General features: G+C 67.0%; 21 protein-coding genes, 1 tRNA gene and 2 pseudogenes. 15 read left to right on the forward strand and 9 right to left on the reverse strand.

The window, feature by feature from the left end:
- Positions 1 to 6: 6 nt before the first annotated feature.
- Entirely contained in the window at positions 7 to 438 is a 432-nt protein-coding gene (locus A5680_RS10175) for a MarR family winged helix-turn-helix transcriptional regulator (RefSeq protein WP_055401723.1), read from the reverse strand.
- Between the two features lie 58 nt (positions 439 to 496).
- Here A5680_RS10175 and A5680_RS10180 point away from each other — a divergent pair, with 58 nt between their 5' ends.
- Entirely contained in the window at positions 497 to 1,582 is a 1,086-nt protein-coding gene (locus tag A5680_RS10180) for an aldo/keto reductase (protein ID WP_055401721.1), read from the forward strand.
- A 7-nt stretch (positions 1,583 to 1,589) separates the two neighbouring features.
- On the opposite strand, the gene A5680_RS10185 is transcribed toward A5680_RS10180, so the two are convergent.
- Positions 1,590 to 2,798 (reverse strand): serine hydrolase domain-containing protein, encoded by a 1,209-nt coding sequence (locus tag A5680_RS10185; protein WP_082970326.1) that lies wholly within the window; start codon positions 2,796 to 2,798, stop codon positions 1,590 to 1,592.
- A gap of 141 nt (positions 2,799 to 2,939) precedes the next feature.
- On the opposite strand from A5680_RS10185, the gene A5680_RS10190 reads away from it, so the two are divergent.
- The gene (locus A5680_RS10190) at positions 2,940 to 6,263 is read left to right on the forward strand and encodes a LuxR C-terminal-related transcriptional regulator (RefSeq protein ID WP_067818900.1); all 3,324 of its coding nucleotides are present in this window, start codon (positions 2,940 to 2,942) and stop codon (positions 6,261 to 6,263) included.
- On the opposite strand, the gene A5680_RS10195 is transcribed toward A5680_RS10190, so the two are convergent.
- The 4 genes from A5680_RS10195 to A5680_RS10210 are packed head-to-tail and all read right to left on the reverse strand — an operon-like array spanning position 6,260 to position 9,784.
- On the reverse strand, positions 6,260 to 6,697 hold the full coding sequence (locus tag A5680_RS10195) for a carboxymuconolactone decarboxylase family protein (RefSeq protein WP_055401717.1): 438 nt from the start codon (positions 6,695 to 6,697) through the stop codon (positions 6,260 to 6,262). The genes A5680_RS10190 and A5680_RS10195 overlap by 4 nt on opposite strands.
- Positions 6,697 to 7,554 (reverse strand): NAD(P)-dependent oxidoreductase, encoded by an 858-nt coding sequence (locus tag A5680_RS10200; protein ID WP_067818863.1) that lies wholly within the window; start codon positions 7,552 to 7,554, stop codon positions 6,697 to 6,699. The genes A5680_RS10195 and A5680_RS10200 overlap by 1 nt, the downstream gene beginning before the upstream one ends.
- Entirely contained in the window at positions 7,551 to 8,300 is a 750-nt protein-coding gene (locus tag A5680_RS10205) for an SDR family oxidoreductase (RefSeq protein ID WP_055401713.1), read from the reverse strand. The genes A5680_RS10200 and A5680_RS10205 overlap by 4 nt, the downstream gene beginning before the upstream one ends.
- A 14-nt stretch (positions 8,301 to 8,314) precedes the next feature.
- Positions 8,315 to 9,784 (reverse strand): aldehyde dehydrogenase, encoded by a 1,470-nt coding sequence (locus A5680_RS10210; protein WP_067818866.1) that lies wholly within the window; start codon positions 9,782 to 9,784, stop codon positions 8,315 to 8,317.
- 208 nt (positions 9,785 to 9,992) lie between these two features.
- Here A5680_RS10210 and A5680_RS10215 point away from each other — a divergent pair, with 208 nt between their 5' ends.
- The 9 genes from A5680_RS10215 to A5680_RS10255 all read left to right on the forward strand — a co-directional run bounded on the left by A5680_RS10215 (position 9,993) and on the right by A5680_RS10255 (position 18,584).
- Positions 9,993 to 10,631 carry a TetR family transcriptional regulator gene (locus A5680_RS10215; RefSeq protein WP_055405616.1) on the forward strand — a complete coding sequence of 213 codons (639 nt, stop codon included), beginning with the start codon at positions 9,993 to 9,995 and terminating at the stop codon, positions 10,629 to 10,631.
- On the forward strand, positions 10,628 to 11,845 hold the full coding sequence (locus A5680_RS10220) for a cytochrome P450 (protein WP_055405617.1): 1,218 nt from the start codon (positions 10,628 to 10,630) through the stop codon (positions 11,843 to 11,845). The genes A5680_RS10215 and A5680_RS10220 overlap by 4 nt, the downstream gene beginning before the upstream one ends.
- Positions 11,846 to 12,670 carry an SDR family oxidoreductase gene (locus A5680_RS10225; protein WP_055405618.1) on the forward strand — a complete coding sequence of 275 codons (825 nt, stop codon included), beginning with the start codon at positions 11,846 to 11,848 and terminating at the stop codon, positions 12,668 to 12,670.
- Positions 12,667 to 14,025, forward strand: coding sequence for a cytochrome P450 (locus tag A5680_RS10230; RefSeq protein WP_067818869.1), 1,359 nt, complete (start codon positions 12,667 to 12,669; stop codon positions 14,023 to 14,025). The genes A5680_RS10225 and A5680_RS10230 overlap by 4 nt, the downstream gene beginning before the upstream one ends.
- A 3-nt stretch (positions 14,026 to 14,028) precedes the next feature.
- Entirely contained in the window at positions 14,029 to 14,238 is a 210-nt protein-coding gene (locus A5680_RS10235) for a ferredoxin (RefSeq protein WP_055403263.1), read from the forward strand.
- Positions 14,239 to 14,241: 3 nt separating this feature from the next.
- A complete protein-coding gene (locus tag A5680_RS10240) occupies positions 14,242 to 14,790 on the forward strand; it encodes a hypothetical protein (RefSeq protein ID WP_067818872.1) in 549 nt (182 codons plus the stop codon).
- Positions 14,791 to 14,945: 155 nt separating this feature from the next.
- A complete protein-coding gene (locus A5680_RS10245) occupies positions 14,946 to 16,073 on the forward strand; it encodes an NDMA-dependent alcohol dehydrogenase (RefSeq protein WP_055403265.1) in 1,128 nt (375 codons plus the stop codon).
- 22 nt (positions 16,074 to 16,095) lie between these two features.
- On the forward strand, positions 16,096 to 18,150 hold the full coding sequence (locus A5680_RS10250) for an FAD-dependent oxidoreductase (protein WP_067818875.1): 2,055 nt from the start codon (positions 16,096 to 16,098) through the stop codon (positions 18,148 to 18,150).
- Positions 18,151 to 18,167: 17 nt separating this feature from the next.
- Positions 18,168 to 18,584, forward strand: a complete 417-nt coding sequence (locus tag A5680_RS10255) for a ketosteroid isomerase family protein (protein WP_067818878.1) — start codon at positions 18,168 to 18,170, stop codon at positions 18,582 to 18,584.
- A 16-nt stretch (positions 18,585 to 18,600) separates the two neighbouring features.
- On the opposite strand, the gene A5680_RS10260 is transcribed toward A5680_RS10255, so the two are convergent.
- Positions 18,601 to 19,248, reverse strand: a complete 648-nt coding sequence (locus A5680_RS10260; RefSeq protein ID WP_067818884.1) for a dihydrofolate reductase family protein — start codon at positions 19,246 to 19,248, stop codon at positions 18,601 to 18,603.
- Between the two features lie 148 nt (positions 19,249 to 19,396).
- On the opposite strand from A5680_RS10260, the gene A5680_RS10265 reads away from it, so the two are divergent.
- Complete coding sequence (locus A5680_RS10265) at positions 19,397 to 19,801, forward strand: HIT family protein (RefSeq protein ID WP_055403268.1); 405 nt, start codon at positions 19,397 to 19,399, stop codon at positions 19,799 to 19,801.
- On the opposite strand, the pseudogene A5680_RS10270 reads toward A5680_RS10265, so the two are convergent.
- Both A5680_RS10270 and phoP read right to left on the reverse strand, forming a co-directional pair.
- A pseudogene (locus A5680_RS10270) lies at positions 19,773 to 21,231 on the reverse strand (sensor histidine kinase). The gene A5680_RS10265 and the pseudogene A5680_RS10270 sit on opposite strands and share 29 nt — an antisense overlap.
- A 34-nt stretch (positions 21,232 to 21,265) precedes the next feature.
- On the reverse strand, positions 21,266 to 21,985 hold the full coding sequence (gene phoP, locus A5680_RS10275) for a two-component system response regulator PhoP (protein ID WP_055403270.1): 720 nt from the start codon (positions 21,983 to 21,985) through the stop codon (positions 21,266 to 21,268).
- A 155-nt stretch (positions 21,986 to 22,140) separates the two neighbouring features.
- Here phoP and A5680_RS10280 point away from each other — a divergent pair, with 155 nt between their 5' ends.
- The 3 genes and pseudogenes from A5680_RS10280 to A5680_RS26235 form a co-directional block, all read left to right on the forward strand.
- A complete protein-coding gene (locus A5680_RS10280) occupies positions 22,141 to 22,857 on the forward strand; it encodes a hypothetical protein (RefSeq protein ID WP_055403271.1) in 717 nt (238 codons plus the stop codon).
- A gap of 28 nt (positions 22,858 to 22,885) precedes the next feature.
- Positions 22,886 to 22,957: transfer RNA gene (locus tag A5680_RS10285), tRNA-Thr, on the forward strand.
- A gap of 64 nt (positions 22,958 to 23,021) precedes the next feature.
- Positions 23,022 to 23,288, forward strand: a pseudogene (locus A5680_RS26235) (hypothetical protein); the annotation flags it as partial.

Consider the following 23,288-nt stretch of genomic DNA (forward strand, 5'->3'; position numbering starts at 1 on the left):
CCGCGCTCACACAATCTTTTCGAGTAGATTCTTCAGGTCTTTTCGCTGCGCGACGGTGAGACGCCCGAGGCGCTTGTCGAACTCGTTCGACAGCAGAGCCAACCCGTCCGTGGCGGCTTGGCGTCCGGCCGGGGTGAGCAGGAGCCGATGCCGCCGCAGATCCGTGGCGTCGATTTCGCGCCGCACGAAGCCCGCGGCCTCGAGCCGTTTGAGGTAAACCGTGACGGTCGCCTTGGGCATGCTCAACGTCGCCGCCAGTTCGGCCGGGTAAGGGTGCTCGTCGATCTCCGCGAGCAGGAACAACTCCTTGGATTCGAGCCCCAGCGCGCAGATGTCGGCCTCGGCGCACGAGATGACCGACAGCAACACCCGGTAGTTCAACGACCAGATCTTGGCCGCGTCGACCGCGACCGCCCGCTTGCCAGATTGTTCAGACATGAACTAGTTTAGGACTGAACAAACACATAGTCGAACAACTTACCAGAAAGCGGTCCATATGCCTCTGGATCAGTACGTGACACTCGGACGCTCCGGTCTGCGCGTCAGCCCCCTGTGCCTGGGCGCGATGACGTTCGGCGAGGACCTGGGTTGGGGCACCAGCGTCGAAGAGTCCCAACAGATCATCGACCGATACACCGATCTTGGTGGCAACTTCATCGACACCGCGAACTTCTACACCCGGAGCCACTCCGAGAAGATCATCGGCGACCACGTCGGGCGCGACGCCGGTCGCCGCGACCGCCTGGTCATCGCGACCAAGTTCAGCGGCAACTTGTATCCGGGAGATCCCAACGGCGGCGGCTCGGGCCGCAAGTCGTTGATCAACGCCTGCGAAAACTCGCTTCGCCGTCTGCAAACCGACTACATCGACCTGTACTGGCTGCACATCTGGGACGCGAACACACCCATCGACGAGACGATGGCGGCGCTCGACGATCTGGTCCGCGTGGGCAAGGTCCGCTACATCGGCGTATCCGACACCCCGGCGTGGAAGATCGCTCAGGCCAACCTCATCGCGCGGTTTCGCGGCTGGTCGAGTTTCATCGGCCTGCAGGTGGAGTATTCGCTGCTGGAACGCGCCATCGAACAGGAGCTGGTGCCGATGGCGGGCGAATTCGGCCTCGGCATCACACCGTGGTCACCGCTCAAGGGCGGCGTGCTCAGCGGCAAGTACACCCGGGCCAACGCGGGTGGGCAAGACGCCGACCGCGGCGCGATGGTCAACGCCTTCCTGAACGACAAGACCTACGCGCTGATCGACGAACTCGAGACCATCGCCAAGGCCCACGAAACGACCGTCGCCAGTGTGGCGCTGGCCTGGGTGCGCGCGCAGCCCGGCGTCTCCTCCGTCATCATCGGCGCGCGCAGGCTCTCCCAGCTTCAGGACAACGTCCGCGCCGCCGACGTGAGCCTGAGCGCCGACGAACTAACCCGGCTCGATCAGCTGACCAAGCCGAAGTTCGGGTTTCCGAACAACATGCTGGAGATGGCGCCGGGCATTCTCAACGGCGGGACTTCGGTCAACGGCGTGTCCAGCCCGATCTCCGAATACGTGATGCCCGAGGGTGTGCGGCCCTACTGATTCTTTGTCAGCCGAGTCCCCGATAGATCAGCCGGGTGTATTTGCGCGTTCGTTCGGTTCCCCCCGACGTGACTTGCCCCATCTTGTTCATCACATAGGCGAACGTGGCGTGGCGGTCGGGGTTCATGACCACCATGGACCCGCCCCAACCGCCCCAGTAGCAGATTCTTTCGTCGGGGATGTCGGGCACCGCCTCGGCGTGGGGCAGGGCGAAGCCGATGCCCCATCGCGCGGGCATACCCAGCACCAGGTCGGTGCCGTTCGCCTGCTCGTCGAAGATCAGGTCGATGGTCTCTGGCCCGAGGAGCCGCGTGCCATTCACTGTGCCGCCCAACGAGATCGGGGACAGGGTGCGCACCAGCGAGCGCGCGTTGGCGTGTCCGTTGGCCGATCCGATCTCCGCCCGGCGCCACGCAGTCGTCTCGGCGGCCAGCGCTGTCTCCGATGTGGGCGGGATCGCCGCGAACGTCTTGTACATCGGATGGTCATGGGGAACCGCATCGAGCGGCACGTCCAACGGAGGCGGCGGGACCAGCTCGGCGATCCGGCCGTCGTCTTCGGGCCGCGCGCCGATCTGCAGGTCGGCACCGAGCGGCTGGACGATCTCTTGTCGCACAAACTGTTTCAGGCTCATCCCGGCGACCCGGCGGACGAGCTCGCCGACCAGGTGGCCGATGGTCACGGCGTGGTAGCCGGATGCGGTGCCGGGCGGCCACCAAGGCGCCTGGCCGGCTAGCCGTGAAGTCGACTTCTCCCAGTCGTAGACATCCTCGAGGGTGAAGGGCGGTTCCCAGCCCGACACCCCGGAGGTGTGGCTCAGGATGTGGCGGACCTCGATGTCTTGCTTGCCGTTGGCGGCGAACTCGGGCCAGTACCTGGCGACGGGAGCGAACGGGTCCAGCAGGCCGCGGTCGACGAGCATCAATGCCGCCAGGGCGGTCACGTTCTTGGTGCTGGAGAAGACGTTGACGATGGTGTCTTGCGACCATTCGCGGGTTCTCGCCCTGTCGGCGTGCCCGCCCCAGATGTCGACGACGAGCTCGCCGCCGACGTCGATGGCGATCGCGGCACCGAGCTCGCCGCCGGTCGTGACCTCGTCGGCGAGGGCCGCGACCAGATCCTCGAAGCGACTGTTGTAGTGGCCGTGCAGAACCCCCGTCGTGAAGTGGGCATCGATTGAGGCGCGGCTGCCGGCAACGCCCGTCTGGCTGTTCATCTGTGACCTCCCTTTTTCCAGTGAGGTCACTATGGGTCCCGCCGGGGAAGGAAACATCAGTCAAAGGACCTAGATGCTGACGGGTACCGGCGAATGACTTTCTAGGCCTTTCTGCCGATGTTCACCGCCTTCGACCAGCGCATGCTGGCTAACATGGCTGAGATCGACCAATGCGTGGACACGCCGCGATTGAACTGGAGCGACTTGGGCGTGAGCGAGCTGCCGACAGGAACGGTGACGTTGCTGCTCGCCGATGTCGAAGCCTCGACGCGGTTATGGCAGACCCAACCCGACACGATGGGCACGGCCATTGCGCGGCTGGACCACGCGGTATCGGACCTGCTGGCCGCGCACAACGGTGTGCGTCCCGTTGAACAGGGCGAGGGTGACAGCTTCGTCGTCGCTTTTGGTCGCGCCAGCGACGCCGCCGCGTTTGCCCTGCAGTTGCAACGCACGGCCCTTGAACCGATCCGCTTGCGGATCGGACTGCATACCGGGGAAACGCAACTGCGCGATGAGGCAAACTACGTAGGGCCGACCATCAACCGGGCGGCGCGGCTGCGTGACCTGGCTCATGGGGGCCAGACGGTGTTGTCGGGCACCACCAGCGATCTGCTGGCCGAAGCCCTGCCCGCCGATGCGTGGACGGTCGACCTCGGCACCCACTTGCTGCGAGATCTCCCCCGGCCCGAACGGGTTTCGCAACTCTGCCACGCCGACCTCCGCAACGACTTTCCGCCGCTGCGCTCGACGAAAAACACGGGGCGTCAGCATCTTCCGCCGCAATTCACCAGTTTCGTCGGGCGCGGCGCAGAGGTCGAGGCCGTGCGGCGGAGCATCGCCGACGGGCGGTTGGTGACGCTCACGGGCGCAGGCGGCGTGGGAAAGACCCGGTTGGCGGTGCAAGTGGCCGACCAACTCGACGACGATTTCGAAGACGGCGTGTGGTACGTCGACCTGGCGCCCATCGCCGATTCCGACGTCGTCCCGGTCACGGTGACGCGGGCGTTGGGGCTGCCCGACCAAGCGGGGCGTTCGACGATGGACACACTGACACGTTTCGTCGCCGGCCGGCGCATGCTCCTCCTTCTCGACAACTGCGAGCACCTGATCGACGCGTGCGCCTCACTCTCGGTCGCGGTGCTGACGGCGTGCCCGGGCGTGACCATCCTTGCGACCAGTCGTGAACCGCTGCGGGTGGCGGGCGAAGTTGCCTGGGCGGTGCCGTCACTGTCCGTGGCCGACGAGGCGGTGACCCTCTTCGCGGACCGTGCCCGCCAAGTTCGGCCCGATTTCGCTGTGAGCGAGAGCAATTCGGAGGCGGTGATCGAGATCTGTCGCCGGCTCGACGGAATCCCACTGGCGATCGAACTGGCGGCCGCGAGGGTTCGGGCACTGTCGTTGGAGCAGATTCTCGACAGCTTGCGCAACCGCTTCCGGCTTCTGACCGGCGGTTCGCGCACGGCCGTACGCCGCCAGCAGACCCTGCGGGCCTCGGTGGACTGGTCGCACGCGCTGCTGACGGAGCCCGAGAGAGTCATGTTCCGGCGCGCCGCCGCATTCGTGGGCGGCTTCGATCTCGATGCGGCACAGGCGGTTTGCGCCGAAAACGACCCCGAGCGCTATCAGACGCTCGACCAGCTCACGCTGCTGATCGAAAAGTCCCTTGTGGTCGCCGAAGACACACATCGCGGGGCGCGTTACCGCATGCTGGAGACGGTTCGCCAGTACGCCCTGGAGAAGCTCGGCGAGTCCGGCGAGGCCGACGCCGTGCGTGCGCGTCACCGCGACCACTACGTTGCGCTGGCGGCCGAGCTCGACGTGCCGGGGCGCACCGCTCATCAGAGCCGTATCGAGCAAGCTGCCATCGAGATGGATAACCTACGGGCGGCGTTCGCGTGGTGTCGGGAAAACGCCGAGATCTCGCGGGCATTGCAACTCGCCTCGGTGCTGCAACCACTTTGGACCACTCGCGGCCGGTTGCGCGAGGGCACGGCGTGGTTCGCCTCGGCCCTGGCCGACGCCGTCGCTCACGACGTGGAGGTGCCGCAACCCGTCCGCGCCCGGGCGCTTGCGGACAAAGCGATACTCGAGGGCGCGCAGACCATCCACGACCACATGGACATGGCGTTGGAGGCTTTGGCGCTCGCCCGCGAGATCGACGACCCGGCGTTGCTGGTTCGCGCGCTCGCAGGTTGCGGAATCATTGCCGCCTACGACGCGGCCGCTGCCGGCACGTACTTCGAGGAAGCGCTCGGCCTCGCCCGCACCGTGGGCGACGACTGGAGTTTGAACCAGATCCTGGCGTTCCAGGCCTTCGCGGCCGTCACGGGCAAGGGTGACCCGGTCGCGGCACGCGCGGCCGGTGAAGAGGGCCGCGACGTCGCTGACGCGATCGGCGACGGCTACGCCTCTCGCGGGTGTCGGTGGTGCATCGGGCTGGCGCAGTGGTGGGAAGGAGATCTCGCCGGTGCCGTAACGCAATTCCGGGAGCTGGTTACCGAGTCGGAGGCGGCCCACGACGAGACGTGGAAAATGGCCAGCCTCGTGTCCCTCGGCCACATGCTTGCCTACACCGGTGACACGAGCGGGGCCCGCGCCGCCGCGAACGCGGCCGTTGAAGCCGCCGCGGACCTCGGGCCGTTCAACCAGGGCTACGCCTACGCGGCGCTGGCCGTCGCGACGATCGCCGCGGGGGATGTGGGCGCATCGGCCGGCGCCGGCGAGGCCGCGTGGCAGCGTCTCAAGGTCCAGCCCGAACTCGCCGTCGTCAATGTCATTCCGCTGGCGGAAATTGCGTTCGCGCAGGGTGATCTGATCGCGGCGCGCCGCTGGGGCGACGATGCCGTCACCGTCGCCCCGGGCGTTCATCGGGTGCTCGCCTTGGCGAAGCGTGCGCGGGTCGCGATCGCCCAACACGACTGGGAGCAAGCGGAACGCGACGCCCACGACGCGCTTACCGGAGCGGTCGACGACAAGGCTTACTTCGTCCTCCCTGACGTCATCGAATGCCTGGCCGCCCTCGCGGCCGGCGCCGGCGCGAATCGAGAGGCCGCGCGCCTGTTGGGAGCGGCGAAGTCGGAACGAGACCGAACCGGCTACGTGCGGTTCCAGATCCACGACGCCGCACATGACGCCGCCGTCGCCGTAGTGCGGGACGCGCTGGGAGAGAACGAATTCCACCAGGCATGTTCCGAGGGTGAAGCCATGTCCATCGATGAAACGATCGCCTATGCGAGACGCGGCCGCGGCGAACGCAAACGGCCGTCAACCGGCTGGGATTCATTGACACCCGCGGAGATCAACGTGGTGCGGCTCGTCAGCGAGGGACTGCCGAACAAGGACATTGCCGCGCGGTTATTCGTCTCCGCGCGCACCGTGCAAGCCCACCTCGGCCACGTCTACGCCAAGCTGGGCCTCAGCTCGAGAGTGCAACTCGCCCAAGAGGCCTCGCGCCACACTTAGTCGCGAGCGTTGCCCCTGTGCATCTTCACTGCGTCGTTGACGTTGGCCTTCTTGTCCTCACCGGCGCCCTTGGCCGCGGCCTTCTTGCGTTTGGCCACCACGGCGTCGACGGCGCCGTTGAGCGCGGAACCCAGGGGGAACCCGAGGTAGTGGGTGAGGAAGACGGCCATCTCCTTGAGCTCGGTCTCGGAGAGTTCCCCGTTGAGCAGCGCCGCGTTGATCTGGATCTCGGCCAGGTCGCGGTTACCGACGGCGGTCACCGCCGTGAGCGTCATGATCCGCTTGTCGCGCATCGACAATCCCGGGCGCGTCCAGATGCTTCCGAACAGGTGGTCGACGGTCAGGTCGAAGTACGGGTCGCCCTCGACGTTGGGCATCTCCCAGCCGTAAACCTCGTTCATCTTCTCGAGGCCCTTGCGGCGAAGCTCGTCCATCATGCCTCTTTCTTGGTGTGTGGTACGCCGAGGCCGGCGGCCAGACCGTCATATGCCAACTGCGCCAGCGGCAAATCGACCTGCACCGACTGGCCCAACGACAGCGCCAGGCTCAGATCCTTCTCCCCCAGGCCACGAGTGTGCACGAACGGCTGGTACAGGAAGTTCTCCGGTTCAATGTCTTTCATGTCATCCCGCACCATGATTGCGCCCGGACCACCGGTGAGCGCGTCGGTGTGCCGCACCACCCGGCCCAGCGCCTGCAGGTCCAGGCCGGCGGCCTCGGCCAGCTTCATGGCCTCGCAGGCCGCCATGTACGAGGTGAACGTTAACATATTGCGCGCCAGCTTCATTCGCGTGCCTGCACCCGGTTCGCCAGCGTGGACGACCATCGCCGCCCAGTGCTTGAACGCCGGCTTGATTCGTTCGTAGACCTCGCGCTCGGCCCCCACCATGGTGGCCAGCTCGCCCTTCGCGGCTGCGGCCGCACCGCCGCTGACCGGTGCGTCGACGATGTGTATGCCCTGTGCGTTGAACTCGCGGGCCAGCTCGACGGCGGTGGTGTCGCTGATGGTCGAGTGGATCGCGATGACCGTGTCGGGGCGGGCATGCGTGGCCAGCCCACCGACGACCTCGCGCACCTGCGCATCGTCCAGGACGGTGATGTGGATGATGTCCGCGGCGGCGACGTCGGCCAGGGAATCGGCCAGCCGGGCGCCCTTTTCGGCCAGCGGGGTCATCGCCTCGGTGCGGATGTCGTACACCGTTACCCCACCGGGCCACTCGGTCATCTTGGTGGCCATCGGGGCGCCCATGTTGCCCAGCCCGATGTAGCCCAGCTTCAAGTTGTTCGTCATGACCGGATTATCTGCCCGCCGTCAACGTTGAAGATCTGCCCGGTGATCCACGAAGCCTCGTCGGAAAGCAGGAACAGGCACATGCCGACCAAGTCCTCGGGGGTTCCCATGCGCGACAGGGGAAGACCCTTGACGATGTCGGCGACCATCTCCTGTGGGGTGGTGGTCCGATTGGCTTCGGTGTCGATGGGCCCTGGCGCGATCGCGTTGATCCGGATGTTCTGGCCACCCAGCTCGCGCGAAAGCTGTTGGGTCAGACCGTTCACGCCCGCCTTGGCCAGGCCGTAGTAGTTCGAGTACAACCACGCCGCGGTGGACGACTGGTTCACGATCGCCCCGCCCCCGCGCTTGGCCATCTTCTTATAGACGGCGCGGGTGCACCACAGCGCCCCATCGAGATTGACGCTCATGAACTTCTGGTAGTACTCGGGGTCGATGGTGAGCAGAAAGTCCAGCTTCATACCCCCGAAGATCGCCGCGTTGTTGACGAGGTAGTCGATGCCGCCGAACTCGGCCAGCGTGCGATCGGCCATCGCCTTGGCAGAGGCCGGGTCGGACACGTCGACCGGGATGCTGATGGCCGAGCCGCCGTCGGCGGAGATCTGCTTGGCCACCCCTTCGGCCGCCTCCGCATTGATATCGGCTACCACCACCGCCGCGCCCTCGCGGGCCAGCGCCTCGGCGTAGGCTTGGCCGATACCGCCGCCCGAGCCGGTGACGATGGCGACCTTGTTTTCAAACCGCATGCTCTCGAGCTCCTTTAGTTCACCGCTGTGGCAATTGTCTTGGTTTCCAGGTACTCCTCGAAGCCGGCCAGACCCATCTCTCGGCCATTTCCAGACTGCTTGTAGCCGCCGAACGGTGCGTCAGCCGAATACCACACGCCGCCATTGACATTGATCGTGCCCGCGCGGACCCGCGCGGCCACCCTGGCCGCCCTGTCCGGGTCGGCGCCGAACACGGTGCCCGACAATCCGTATGGTGAATCGTTGGCGATGCGCACCGCGTCGTCGTCGCCGTCATGCGGAATCACCGTCAGGACCGGCCCGAAGATCTCCTCGCGCGCGCACCGTGCGTCGTTGCCCAGCCCCGCGATCACGGTGGGCTCGATGAAGAAACCGACCTCACGATCGGCCGGGCGCCCGCCCCCACACGCGAACGTCCCGCCCTCGGCGATGGCGGAGTCGAGATAGCCTTGGATCCGATCGCGCTGGCGCGCCGAAATCACTGGGCCGCAGATGGTTCCGGGATCGGTGGGGTCACCGGCCTTGATGCCGCCCATGGTTGCGGCCGCGATGGAGACGGCTTCGTCGTAGCGCGCCCGCGGCACCACCAACCGGGTGGTGATCGCGCACCCTTGTCCGGCGTGCATGCACACCGAGAATCCCGCCATGCTCACCGCGCCGCTCAAGTCGGCGTCGTCGAGGACGATGAACGCCGACTTGCCGCCCAGCTCCAGGAAGACCTTCTTGATCGTCGCGGCGCCGTCGGCCATCACGCTGCGGCCGGTGGCCGTCGATCCGGTGAACGAAACCATGTCCACCCGATGGTCTTTCGCCAACAGCGCGCCCACGCCGTGGTCGCTGGACGTGACGATGTTGATGACGCCGGGCGGAAAGTCGGTGTGCTCGGCGATCAGTTCCCCCAGCACGGCCGCGCACCACGGTGTGTCGGGGGCGGGTTTGAGGACGACGGTGTTGCCGGCGGCCAGCGCCGGCCCGATCTTCGCGAGGTTGATCTGGTGGGGAAAGTTCCACGGCGTGATCGCGCCGACGACGCCGACGGCCTCGCGGGCAATCGTGCGACGGGTCGGGATGCCCATCGGCGATGCCAGGCCGAGATCCTGGTTGTACTCGTAGGATTCGGCGGTATCGGCCGCGAACGCGAGGTCGTTGACCGGGACTTCGAGCTGGGCGATGCTGGTGAGCATTCGCGGCGCGCCGACTTCGGCGATGGTGAGGTCGCGCAGCTCTTCGAGGTGCTGCTGCATCGCCTCGCGCAGCTGCCGCACGCATCGCACGCGCAGCTCGGTGTCGCGCGACCAGTCCGTCTCGTCGAAGGCGCGCCGGGCGGCATCGATCGCGCGGCCCATGTCCGCGGCGTCGGCATCGGCCGCGGCCCCGAGCACTTCCTCGGTCGCCGGGTTGATCGTCGGAAAGGTGCCGGCGCTGCCGGGCGACATCTTGCCGTCGATGAACAGTGAGCTCACGCCGTCGGCCAATAAGGCCATCTCCCGCTCCCGTCTGTGCGGACCGAATCGTGTGGGTGATCGGTGGACAGTTGTCCGATATTCTCGAATCGAACCATAGCCGTCCGGCCGTCGGCGGTGCAAGGCCCGATCCCGCCGCCGACGGTTTGCGGCCGGGAAATTGCACCTTAACGAGCATCTTTGCCGACCGGGCTTGCTTCCGGTCTCGTCCGTCCGATAGCTTGGACATGTGTCCAGCGATGCACTGGTGACGATCACGTCGCAGGCCGAACACCAGGCCGGCCGGCCGGCGCGTAACCGCCGCCAGGAGGAGACCTTCCGCAAGGTGCTTGCGGCCGGCATCGAGACGCTGCGCGAAAAGTCCTACGCCGACCTGACGGTGCGCGCGGTGGCGGCCCGGGCCAAAGTAGCCCCGGCGACCGCGTACACCTACTTCTCCTCGAAGAACCACCTGATCGCCGAGGTCTATCTCGACCTGGTGCGGCAGGTCCCCTACTTCACCGATGTCAACGACCCGATGCCCAACCGGGTGGAACAGGCGTTGCGCCACCTGGCGCTGGTGGTCGCCGACGAGCCCGAGGTCAGCGCCGCCTGCACGACCGCGCTACTCAGCGGCGGAGCGGAGCCCGCGGTGGCCGCCGCGCGCGACCGGATCGGTGCCGAGATTCACCGCCGCATCACCTCGGCCATGGGCCCGGACGCCGACCCCACCGCCGTTTCGGCGCTGGAAATGTCGTTCTTCGGGGCGCTCGTTCAGGCCGGCAGCGGCGAATTCACCTACCGCGAAATCGCCGACAGGCTGGCCTATGTCGTGCGGTTGATCCTGACCGGCGCGGGAGAGACTAGCCAGGAGAACAAAACCGGATGACCGTTCACGTTGGCGACCACGACCTGGTCCTCGATCCCTACGACTACGACTTCCATGAGGATCCGTATCCGTACTACAAGCGCCTTCGCGACGAGGCTCCGCTGTATCGCAATGAGGACCTGAAGTTTTGGGCGCTGTCCCGTCACCAGGATGTGCTGCAAGGGTTCCGCAACAGCACGACGCTGTCCAACAAATACGGCGTCTCACTGGATCCGGCGTCGCGCGGCCCGCACGCGTCCAAGACGATGTCCTTCCTGGCGATGGACGATCCCGCCCATCTGCGGCTGCGGACGCTGGTGTCAAAGGGGTTCACGCCCAGGAGGATTCGTGAGCTCGAGCCGCGTGTCACCGAGATCGCGACACGACACCTCGACACCATGTTGCAGAAGGCGAAAGACGGCGCGGTCGATTACGTCGACGAGTTCGCCGGAAAACTCCCCATGGACGTGATCTCGGAGCTGATGGGTGTGCCGGAGCCGGATCGAGACCAGGTCCGCGCCTGGGCCGACGGCGTGATGCACCGCGAGGAGGGCGTCACCGATGTGCCGCCGGAAGCCGTCGAGGCGTCGCTCAACCTGATCGTCTACTACCAGCAGATGGTGGCCGAGCGGCGCACCAAGCCCACCGACGACCTGACCACCGCACTGCTTCAGGCCGAGATCGACGGCGACCGGCTCACCGACGACGAAGTGCTCGGCTTCATGTTCCTGATGGTGATCGCCGGCAATGAGACAACAACCAAACTCCTTGCCAATGCGGCGTTTTGGGGACACAAGAATCCGGATCAACTCACCGGTGTCTACGCCGACCTTTCGTTGGTGCCGCTATGGGTCGAGGAAACCCTGCGCTACGACACGTCCAGCCAGATCCTGGCCCGCACCGTCTCCGGGGGGCTCACCCTCTACGACACCACCATCCCCGACGGTGACGTCGTCTTGCTGTTGCCCGGTTCGGGCCACCGCGACGAACGGGTCTTCGACGACCCCGACGACTTTCTGATCGGACGCGAAATCGGGCCCAAGCTACTGAGTTTCGGTAGTGGCGCCCACTTCTGCCTGGGCGCGCATCTGGCACGCATGGAAGCCCGGGTCGCGCTCACCGAGTTGTTCAAGCGAATCCGCGGATATGAGGTGGACGAGGCCAACGCCGTCCGCGTCCACTCCAGCAATGTCCGCGGATTCGCTCACCTACCGATGACCGTGGAGGTCCGCTGAATGCCCCGCTTTGACCCCCTGCCCGAGCGCAGGCCGGTGATCGTCGCCGGCGCCTCGTCCGGCATCGGAGAGGCCACCGCCGTCGAGCTGGCGGCGCACGGTTTCCCGGTCGCCCTGGGCGCCCGACGGGTGGAGAAACTGAACGACATCGTCGGCAAAATCAACGCCGAAGGCGGCGAGGCAGTCGGCTTCCACCTGGACGTCACCGACCCCAACTCGGTGAAATCCTTTGTCGCGCAGGCGGTCGACGCCCTGGGCGACATCGAGGTGCTGGTGGCCGGCGCCGGCGACACCTACTTCGGCAAGCTCGCCGAGATCACGACCGATGAATTCGAGTCGCAGCTGCAGATTCACCTCGTCGGCGCCAACCGCCTGGCCGCGGCGGTGCTGCCCGGCATGCTTCAGCGGCAGCGCGGTGACCTGATCTTCGTCGGGTCCGACGTGGCCCTGCGCCAGCGACCGCACATGGGGGCCTATGGGGCGGCCAAGGCCGCCCTGGTCGCGATGGTCACCAACTTCCAGATGGAGCTCGAGGGCACCGGCGTGCGGGCCTCGATCGTGCACCCCGGCCCGACGAAAACCTCGATGGGCTGGAGCCTGCCGGCCGAGAAGATCGGCCCCGCCTTGGAGGACTGGGCGAAGTGGGGCCAGGCGCGCCATGACTACTTCCTGCGCGCGGCGGACCTGGCGCGCGCCATCACGTTCGTCGCCGAGACGCCCCGCGGTGGCTTCATCGCGAACATGGAGCTTCAGCCCGAAGCCCCGTTGGCCGACAAGAAGGATCGCCAAAAACTCGCACTGGGAGAAGAGGGAATGCCGTCATGACGACAACTGCCACGGTGCCGCGGGTTTCCGGCGGCGAGGAAGAGCACGGCCACCTCGAGGAATTCCGCACCGACCCAATCGGTTTGATGAAGCGCGTCCGCGACGAGTGTGGCGACGTCGGTTGGTTCCAGCTGGTGGACAAGCACGTCATCCTGCTCTCCGGTGCGGGGGCCAACGAGTTCTTCTTCCGCTCGGCGGACGAGGAGCTGGACCAGGCGGAGGCCTACCCGTTCATGACGCCGATCTTCGGCAAGGGTGTGGTGTTCGATGCCAGCCCCGAGCGGCGCAAGGAGATGCTGCACAATTCGGCGCTGCGCGGTGAGCAGATGAAGGGGCACGCCGCGACCATCGAGGCTCAGGTAAAGGGAATGATCGCCGACTGGGGACCCCAGGGCGAGATTGAGCTGCTCGACTTCTTCTCCGAGTTGACCATCTACACCTCGACCGCCTGCCTGATCGGCGTGAAGTTCCGCAACCAGCTCGACCACCGGTTCGCGGAGTACTACCACGAGCTGGAACGCGGCACGGACCCGCTGTGTTACGTCGACCCCTACCTGCCGATCGAAAGCTTCAAACGGCGCGACGAGGCCCGCGTCAAACTCGTTGCGCTGGTGCAGGAGATCATGGACCAGCGGGTGGCCAATCCACCCAAGGACAAAACCGACCGCGACATGCTCGACGTGCTGGTGTCGATCAAGGATGAGGACGGCAACCCCCGGTTCTCCGCAGACGAGGTCACCGGGATGTTCATCTCGCTGATGTTCGCCGGCCACCACACCAGCTCGGGCACCTCGGCGTGGACGCTGATCGAGCTGATCCGCCACCCCGACATCTACGCCGAGGTGCTCACCGAGCTCGAGGAGCTCTACGCCGACGGCCAGGAGGTGAGTTTCCATGCGCTGCGGTCGATTCCGAAGCTCGACAACGTGGTCAAGGAGACGCTGCGGCTGCACCCGCCGCTGATCATCCTGATGCGGGTCGCCAAGGGCGAGTTCGAGGTCGAGGGCTTTCCGATTCACGCCGGCGACTTCGTCGCCGCCTCCCCGGCGATCAGCAATCGCATCCCCGAGGACTTCCCCGACCCGGATGCGTTCAGGCCCGATCGCTACAACAAGCCCGAGCAGGCCGACATCGTCAATCGGTGGACCTGGATTCCGTTCGGCGCCGGGCGACACCGCTGTGTCGGTGCCGCGTTCGCACAAATGCAGATCAAGGCGATCTTCTCGGTCCTGTTGCGCGAGTACGAGTTCGAGATGGCCCAGCCGGCCGATAGCTATCACAACGACCACTCCAAGATGGTTGTCCAGCTCGCCCGGCCGGCCAAGGTGCGCTACCGCAAGCGGAAAGCCGGGTGAGTCATGGGTTTTCGAATCGAAGTCGATCTGGATCTGTGCCAGGGCCACGCCATGTGCGAACTGGAGGCGCCGGACTACTTTCGGGTGCCCAAGCGCGGCAAGGTCGAGATCACCGATCCAGAGCCGCCCGAAGACGCCCGCGACGAAGTCGAGCGCGCGGTCGATATGTGCCCAACGCATGCACTGTTCATCAAAGAAGATTCAGGAGACTGACTTATGACATCACGAGCTTCACGCGAGGAACTCGAGGCATGGGTCGACCGCTGGCTGCAAGCCAACAAGGACTGCGAGAAGGCCGGTGACTGGCGGCCGTTGGCGGACTTCTACACGCGCGACGCCACCTACGGCTGGAACATCGGCCCCAAGGAAGACGTCATGTGCGTCGGCGTCGACGAGATCCGCGACATCGCCCTCGGCCTGGAAATGGAGGGCCTGGAGAACTGGGTGTACGAGTACCAGAAGGTGCTCATCGACGAGAAGCAGGGCGAGATCGTCGGCTTCTGGAAGCAGATCGTCAACAAAGCCGACGGCACCCAGGACGAGATCTACGGCATCGGCGGCAGCTGGTTCCGCCTCAACGCCGAGAACCTCATCGAGTGGCAGCGCGACTTCTTCGACTTCGGTCACGTGGCGAAGATGTTCGCGACGCTGATCGAGTCCGGCGACCTCAGCGCCGGCATGCAGAGGCGGATCGAGCGCAGCCTCGCCGGCGAAAAGCTGCCGGGCTACTACCCGCTTGGCCAGGCACCCGTCCCGATTTGGTGACCGCGGACCGATGACGGACCAACCAAGCATTTGATTTGTTGCACGCGCTATGCTGACGCGACAAGGGTGCCTGTGGCGCCCGTCACCAAGTTGTCCGGCATGAAGGCGCCGGGCAGCGCTGATCGATTCAAAGGCGAAATGGGGTCAGGACCATCGTGAAGACAAAAGGCGCACTGATCTGGGAGTTCAACCAGCCCTGGTCTATCGAGGAAATCGAGATCGGCGACCCGCAAGCGCACGAGGTCAAGATCCAGATGGAAGCGGCGGGCATGTGCCACTCCGACCATCACCTCGTCACCGGCGGCATCCCGATGGCCGGCTTCCCGGTCCTCGGCGGCCACGAGGGCGCCGGCATCGTCACCGAGGTCGGCCCGGGCGTGGAAGACATCGCCCCGGGCGACCACGTCGTGCTGTCGTTCATCCCGTCCTGCGGCCAATGCCCGACCTGTCAGGCCGGCATGCGCAACCTGTGCGACCTGGGGGCCGGCCTGCTCGGCGGCGCCGCGGTCTCCGACGGCACGTTCCGCATCCAGGCCCGCGGCCAGAACGTCTTCCCCATGACGCTGCTGGGCACGTTCTCGCCCTACATGGTGGTGCACCGCAGCTCCGTGGTGAAGATCGACCCGTCCGTGCCGTTCGAGGTGGCGGCCCTGGTCGGCTGCGGCGTCACCACCGGCTACGGCTCGGCCGTCCGCACCGCCGACATCCGGCCGGGTCAGGACGTCGCCATCGTCGGTGTCGGCGGGGTCGGCATGGCGGCGCTGCAGGGCGCAGTCAACGCCGGCGCGCGCTACATCTTCGCGATCGACCCGGTCGAGTGGAAGCGCGATCAGGCGCTGAAATTCGGTGCGACGCACGTCTATCCCGACATCAACGCGGCGCTGATGGGCATCATGGAGGTCACCTACGGCCTGATGGCCCATAAGGTGGTCGTCACCGTCGGCGAGCTGCAGGGCGCCGACATCGACAACTACCTGAACATCACCCAGAAGGGCGGCACCTGCGTGGTGACCGCCATCGGCAGCCTGCTGGACACCAACGTCAACCTGAACCTGGCGATGCTCACCCTGATGCAGAAAAACCTGCAGGGCACCATTTTCGGCGGCGGCAACCCCCAGTACGACATCCCGCAGCTGCTGTCGATGTACAAGGCCGGCAAGCTGAACCTGGACGACATGGTCACCACCCAGTACCGCCTCGAGCAGATCAACGAGGGCTACCAGGACATGCTGGACGGCAAGAACATTCGCGGCGTCATCCGGTACACGGACGCCGACCGGTAACTCCCCCACCCACTGGTCCCGAGTGACCGGGTTCGGTCACCTGATGGCGCCGGGACGGATCGGCGCCATGACGGTGCGCAACCGCATGGTCATGTCTCCGATGGAGACCATGTACGGCACCCCGGACGGGCTGCCGTCGCAGCGCACCCGTGACTACTTCGCCGCCCGTGCCAGAGGCGGGGTGGGGTTGATCACGCTGGGCGCCACGGGAATTGACCATCAACACCCCGAGACGCCCGCGGGCCTGCACCTGGCCACCGACGAGGCGGTCGACGCGCATCGGGCGCTGGTGGAGGTTGTGCACGAGCACGGCGCCAGGATCCAGCCGCAGATCGTGCACGCCGGACCGGACGGTCTGGGGCCCGAGATCTTCGGTGTCACATCGTTGGGGCCGTCGGTGATCCCCTCCTACCTCACGGGGCGCCCGTCGGCCGAGATCACCAAGCACCAGTTGTGCGGGGTGCTCGATTTGTTCAAGGCCGCGGCGCGGCGGGCCGTCGAGGCGGGGTACGACGGCATCGAGCTGCACGCCGCGCACGGGTACATGTTGCTGGGCTCGTTCCTTGCGCCGCAACGCAATCGCCGCACCGACGAGTACCGGGGCGATTCGCCGCGTGGCCGCGCACGGGTGGTGCTCGACGCGCTCGCCGCGATCCGCTCCGAGATTGGTGACGCCCTCCCGATCACGCTGCGCATCTCGGGCTACGAACGGGTCGCCGGTGGCCGCCCGATCTTCGAGACCGCGCAGCTGGCACCGGAATTCGTCGCGGCCGGTGTCGACGCCTTCCATGTCAGTGGCGGGGTGATCGACCGGCTGGTGACCGGCATGGTCAACGGCGCCGACGACGGGGAGGAGCTCAATGTCGGCGCCGCGGCCGCGGTCAAGCAGGCGGTCGACGTGCCGGTGATCGCCGTGGGCCGCATCCACGACCCGGTCCGCGCCGAGCGGATCCTGGCCGATGGGCGTGCAGATTTCATCGCGATGGGTCGTCCCCTGCTGGCCGATCCCGACCTGCCGCGCAAACTGCTCGAGGGGCGCCAGCACCGGATCCGTCGATGCATCTCCTGCGAAAACTGCATCGACGCAATGGAACAGCGTTTCTCCGTCGACTGCGCCGTCAATCCCCGCACCGGCAAGGAGCGCGAACTGTCGCCGGCCCGCGCCGCGCGCGCGAAGAGGGTCGTGGTGGTCGGCGGCGGGCCCGCCGGGCTGGAGGCGGCGCGGGTCGCGGCCGAACGCGGCCACCGCGTCACGCTCTTCGAACGCAGTGCCACGCTGGGCGGGGCGCTGCGCTGGGCGTCGGTGCTGCATCCGGAGAACCAGCCGTTCCTGCGCTACCTGCGCGACGAGATCACGCTCAGCGGCGCGCAAGTACAGCTCGGCCACGAGATTTCGGCTCGGGACGTCGTCGACGCCGGCCCGGACGCGGTGATCGTGGCGACCGGGGGCCGCGTCGCGGTGCCGACGATCGCCGGGTCCGACCTACCGCACGTGCACACCGGGCCCGGGTTGCGTGAATTGCTGGGCGGCAAAGCGGAATCCGGCGCCCCGGCGTGGCAGCGGCTCGGGGCGTCCGCGCTGGGCGGCTGGCGGCAGCGCCTGGTGCGGCCCGCCGCCGTCCGGCTGGCCAGCCGCGCCTGGATGCCCGTCGGGCGCCGGGTCACGATCGTCGGCGGGGACCTGGTCGCCCTGGAATTGGCCGAGTTTCTGGCGAGCCGGGGTCGGCTGGTGTCGATTCTGGAATCCGGCAAGGACATCGCGCCCGAAGTGGGCAACAAGCGCAAGACTGAGCACATGGATCGACTCGACCGGCTGGGCGTCGCCGTGCACGTGCGGGCACGCGTGGAACGGATCATCCCCGAAGCGGTGATGTTCACCCCCGCCGGCGGCACCACCCGGCGGTTGCCGGCCGACAGCGTCGTGCTGGCCGGCGCGGTCGAGGCCGACACCACGCTGTTCGACGCGCTGATCGCCGCGTTGCCCGGCGCCGAGGTGCACGCGGCGGGCGACTGCACCGGGCTGGGGCTGATCCGAAAGGCCACCGAGGAAGGCGCGCGCGCCGCGTGCGCAATCTAGTGACAGGAGAAACAACGATGACCCAAACCGCCCAATCCCCGGCGCTGACCGCTTCGCAGTCCTCGTGGCGCTGCGCTCAGGGCAAAGACCGGGACGGCTGGCTGGCGTTGATGACCGATGACGTAGTCATCGAGGACCCGATCGGCAAGTCGGTCACCAATCCCGACGGCACGGGGGTCCGCGGAAAGGCGGCCGTCGGCGAGTTCTTCGACAACAACATCGCCAAGAATCAGCTGACCATCACCTGCGAGGAGACTTTCCCGTCCAGCTCGCCCAACGAGATCGCTCATATCTTGGTGCTGCAGAGCAAGTTTGAGGGCGGCATGACGAGCAAGGTGCGCGGCGTGTTCACCTACAAGGTCGACGACGCCGGGCTGATCACCAACATGCGCGGCTACTGGAACCTCGACGTGATGGAGTTCGGCCAGGAGTGACGCCGCGGCGGCGCGGTCACCGGCGCGTGAAGATCAGATGCGTGACGCCGCTGGGACTGCTCACCGACTCCACCGTGAATCGCTGCTGGAACTCCTCGAGCCCCTCCCACAGCGACTCCCCCCGCCCCAAGACGATGGGCACCACCACGACGTGCAGGTGGTCGACCAGGTCGGCGGCGATGAATTGGCGGACGGTCGAAGGCCCCCCGCCGAGGCGAATGTCGAGATCGCCCGCTGTCTCTCGGGCCAGCTGGATGGCTTGCCCCGGGCGAGCGTCGACGAAATGAAAGGTCGTGCCGCCTTCCATCTCGATCGGCCGCCGGGGGTGGTGGGTGAGCACGAAGACCGGCGTGTGAAAGGGCGGCTCGGCACCCCACCACCCTTTCCACTCGTCACCGCTTGTCCATGGGCCGCGCTGCGGCCCGAACTTGTTGCGGCCCATGATCTCGGCGCCGATGCCCGGCTCCCACTGGCTGGCCAGCGCGTCGTCGATGCCGGTAGTGCCACCCGATTCGCCGTGCATCGCTCGGAAGGTGCGCGTCTTGAAGAACCACTCGTGCAGCCGGCCGCCGGCGTGCCCGAAGGGCGCATCCAGGCTTTGGCCGCTACCGGTGGCAAAGCCGTCGAGGGAAACCGAGAAGTTGTGCACCCGCACCTGTGACATGAAGCTCCTAAATGTGCATCCCGTTCTGGGGCCGTGCCTGGATTGACCGTCGGAGCCCGCAAAACTCATCGCCGAGATTGCCGTCACGGTCGTGACGTGAGGCCGACCGCGACCATGGCGGCAATTTCGCCGCCCCTATGCTGGGGCCATGGCGTCGATCTTCACCAAGATCATCAACCGTGAACTTCCCGGCCGCTTCGTCTACGAGGACGACGACGTCGTCGCGTTCTTGACGATCGAGCCCATGACCCAGGGGCACACGCTGGTCGTGCCGCGGGCCGAAATCGATCAGTGGCAGGACGTCGACGGCGCGACCTTCGCGCGGATCATGGCCGTCAGTCAGCTGATCGGCAAAGCCGTGTGCAAGGCCTTCCGGACCGAGCGGGCGGGGGTGATCATCGCCGGGCTGGAGGTGCCCCACCTGCACGTGCACGTGTTTCCCACCCGCCGCCTGAGCGACTTCGGCTTCGCCAACGTCGACCGCAACCCGTCGGCGGAATCCCTGGACGAGGCGCAGGCCAAGATCAAGGCGGCCCTGGCTCAGTTGGCGTGAACCGGCTCCGGCGCCGGCACCTCGCTGACCCGCGGCAGCGTGACGCGGAAGCAGCAGCCCTGTCCGGGCGCGGTCGTCACCGTGACGGCGCCGCCGTGCGCCCGCACCAGCGAGTCGACGATCGATAGACCCAACCCGGTGCCACCGCTGGCGCGCGCCCGCGACGAGTCGGTGCGATAGAACCGCTCGAACACCCGCGACGCGTCCTGCTCGGTCATGCCGGGACCCTGGTCGGCCACCTCGAGCACCGCGTCGTCCCCCTCGGTGCCGACCCGCACGGTGACGTCGGCGTTCGCCGGCGTGTGCTGCAACGCGTTGGCGACCAGGTTGCTCAGCACCTGCCGGATCCGCGGTTCGTCTCCGAGCACCTCCGGGGTGCCGGGGCCGTCGAGGACCTCCATGGCGATGGTGCGCTTCGGATCGATCGCCTGTGCGTCGTGCACGGCGTCGCTGGCCAGCGCCAGCAGGTCGACCCGGTTGTGCTCCAGTGGCCGCTGCACATCAAGGCGGGCCAACAGCAGCAGGTCGTCGACCAGCAGCCCCATTCGGCTGGCTTCGCTCTCGATCCGCGACAGCAGCATGGCGACGTCGCGCGCGGCGCCCTGGCGATACAACTCGGCGAAGCCGCGGATGGTGGTCAGCGGGGTGCGCAGTTCGTGGCTGGCATCGGTGATGAACCGCCGCATCCGCTCCTCGGAGCCGCGGGCCTTCGCGGCCGAGGACTCCGAAGACGCGAGCGCTTCCTGGATCTGAGAAAGCATGCCGTTAAGGGCGAGCGAAAGCCGACCCACCTCGGTACGCGGATCACGTTCCGGCACACGGCGATCCAGCTGACCGGAGGCGATCGCAGCGGCGGTCTGCTCGACCTCGGACAACGGCCGCAGGCTGCGCTGCACCACAGCGAAGCCGGCGATGCCGACCACCACCAGCACCGCCACCCCGATGCCGATCTGGAGCCACACCAGGGAGCTGACCGTGTGCTGGACGTCGGAAAGGTCGATCGCGACGGTCGTCAGGCCGTGCGGGCCGCGCACCGACACCGCGCGCCACTGGATGTCCGACCCGTTCACCGACGGCAGCGTCGTCGGATTTGGGCCCACGTCGTTGTTGGGCGGCAAGGCCGGTTCGGCGTTGCGGTCGTTGATGGCGGTGAACGGAGTGCCGTCGATGCCGATGCCCCGCACGTAGAACTTCGACGGTGGCCGGCCGGGGTCGGGCCCCTCGTAGGGCGGCGGCGACTGCCGGCGGGGCGCCTGCGCCCACCCGCGGGACGCGTCCAGCAGCGTCTGGTCGATCCGCGTGACGAGGCTGTGCCGCAGGATCGACGTGACCGCGATGCCCGAGACCGCCAGCCCGCACGCCACCAGCACCAGGGTGGCAGCGACCAGCCCTACCCGGAGCGGCAATCCACGTCGATGCGGTGTGGCCATGATTGTTCGCTAACGCTGATGACCGGGCGCGCGCTCAGCGCGGTTCCCGCAACACGTAACCCACGCCGCGCAGGGTGTGCAGCAGGCGCTTCTCCCCGGTGTCGATCTTGCGCCGTAGGTACGAAACATAGGACTCGACGACATTGACGTCACCTCCGAAGTCGTATCGCCAGACGTGGTCGAGGATCTTGGGCTTGCTCAACACCGTGCCCGCGTTGATCACAAAGTAACGCAGCAGCGTGAATTCGGTCGGCGACAGCGAGACCGGCTCGCCGGCCTTCCACACCTCGTGCGTTTCCTCGTCGAGTTCGATGTCGGCGAAAGTCAGTCGGGCACTGCGCGGTTCGGCTCCGCCCTTGCCCGCGCGCCGCAGGATGACCCGCAGCCGGGCGACCACCTCTTCGAGGCTGAACGGTTTGGTGACGTAGTCGTCGCCGCCCAGCGTCAGGCCGGCGATCTTGTCCTGCAGCGAATCTCGGGCCGTCAGGAACAGCGCTGGCGCGTCGATACCGTCGGCGCGCAGGCGACGCAAAACCCCGAACCCGTCCATGCCGGGCATCATCACGTCGAGGATCACCGCGTCGGGGCGTGCCTCCCGCGCGCGATCGAGGGCCTGGGCCCCGTTCGTCGCCGTGTAGACCTCGAAGCCCTGGAATTTGAGGCTCACTGAGAGCAGTTCGACGATGTTGGCCTCGTCGTCGACTACGAGGACGCGAGCCTCCGGTTTCGATTCGGTGGGGGTTGCCGCGGTCATCAGGTTCTTCTGCCTCTTGTTGAACGTTAGCTATGTGAAGGTTGTGTGATTGCTGAAAGCTCAGTGCCAACACTCTGATAGTAGTCTGCCAGAATCCTCGCATCGGCTTGGACCTGCGCAAGTCGGTGCGGCCGCGTCGCGAATAAACTCGTGGAATGAACCTCGCCGCACGGATCGTCTCGGCCGCGACCGCCCCGGCCCGAGTCGGGCTCGCCGCCGCGGATGCCAGCCTGACCGTCGCGAGCACGGCGGTGGGGGTGGCGAAACGCGCTCTGGGTGACGGCGGGACCGCCGGCACCACCGCCATGACGTCCATGCTCGGAATCGACGACGCGATCGTGCGCGCCAACCGGCTCGCCCGACTGCTGGACGACGACGCGCCGCTGGGACGGGCCGTCGCGCCGGACGGGCCGATCGATCGGCTGCTGCGCCCGGGCGGCGTCGTCGACATGCTGACGTCGGAGGGTGGCCTGCTGGACCGCCTCACCGCGGAGGGCGGCGGCCTGCACCGCACGCTGCAGCCCGGCGGGCTGGCCGACCAGCTGGTCGCCGAGGACGGGTTGATCGAGCGCTTGCTGGCCGAGGACGGGCTGGCCGACCGGCTGCTCAGCGAGGGCGGGCTGGTGGACAAGCTGACGGCGAAGCACGGTCCGCTGGATCAGCTCGCCGACGTCGCCGACACCCTGGCGCGGCTGACGCCCGGGATGGAAGCGCTGGAACCGGCGATCGCCACGCTGCAGGACGCCGTCGTCGCGCTCACCATGGTGGTCAACCCCCTGAGCAATATCGCCGACCGCATTCCGCTGCCGGGCCGGCGACGCCCTTCGTCGCGTCCGGTGCGCTCAACGCGCGTGATCGACAGCGGCGAGTGACCGATTACGCTTGACCCGGCTTGACCCCGCCTCCTTAGCTCAGTGGTAGAGCACTCGCCTTGTAAGCGAGCGGTCGTCAGTTCAATCCTGACAGGGGGCTCCGTACGGTGACTGCCGATGGATGACGCGCGTTTTCGCGGCAGGGTTGCGGTAACGTCCTGGGGGTGCGCGCGGAATCTGTAGGTGCCGCGGCCGCGGTCGCCGCGGTCTTTGCCGCGTGTTCGTGTCCCACCGGTTCGGCTGACCCCACGCCCGAAAATCCACCGTTCCCGGTCGGTGAGATGGGCGTGCCCGTGCACGTGCGGGCGGCCGGCGGCGCAACCGCCGACATCACCGTCAACAGTGCAACGTGGTTGCCGCCGGGGTGCGCCTCCCATTTCGCGAATCCTTCGGGTGACCCCGGCTGCAACGTGGTGGAACTGACCATCACC

It is taken from the genome of Mycobacterium sp. E2989 (assembly GCF_001667595.1).
Taxonomy (GTDB): domain Bacteria; phylum Actinomycetota; class Actinomycetes; order Mycobacteriales; family Mycobacteriaceae; genus Mycobacterium.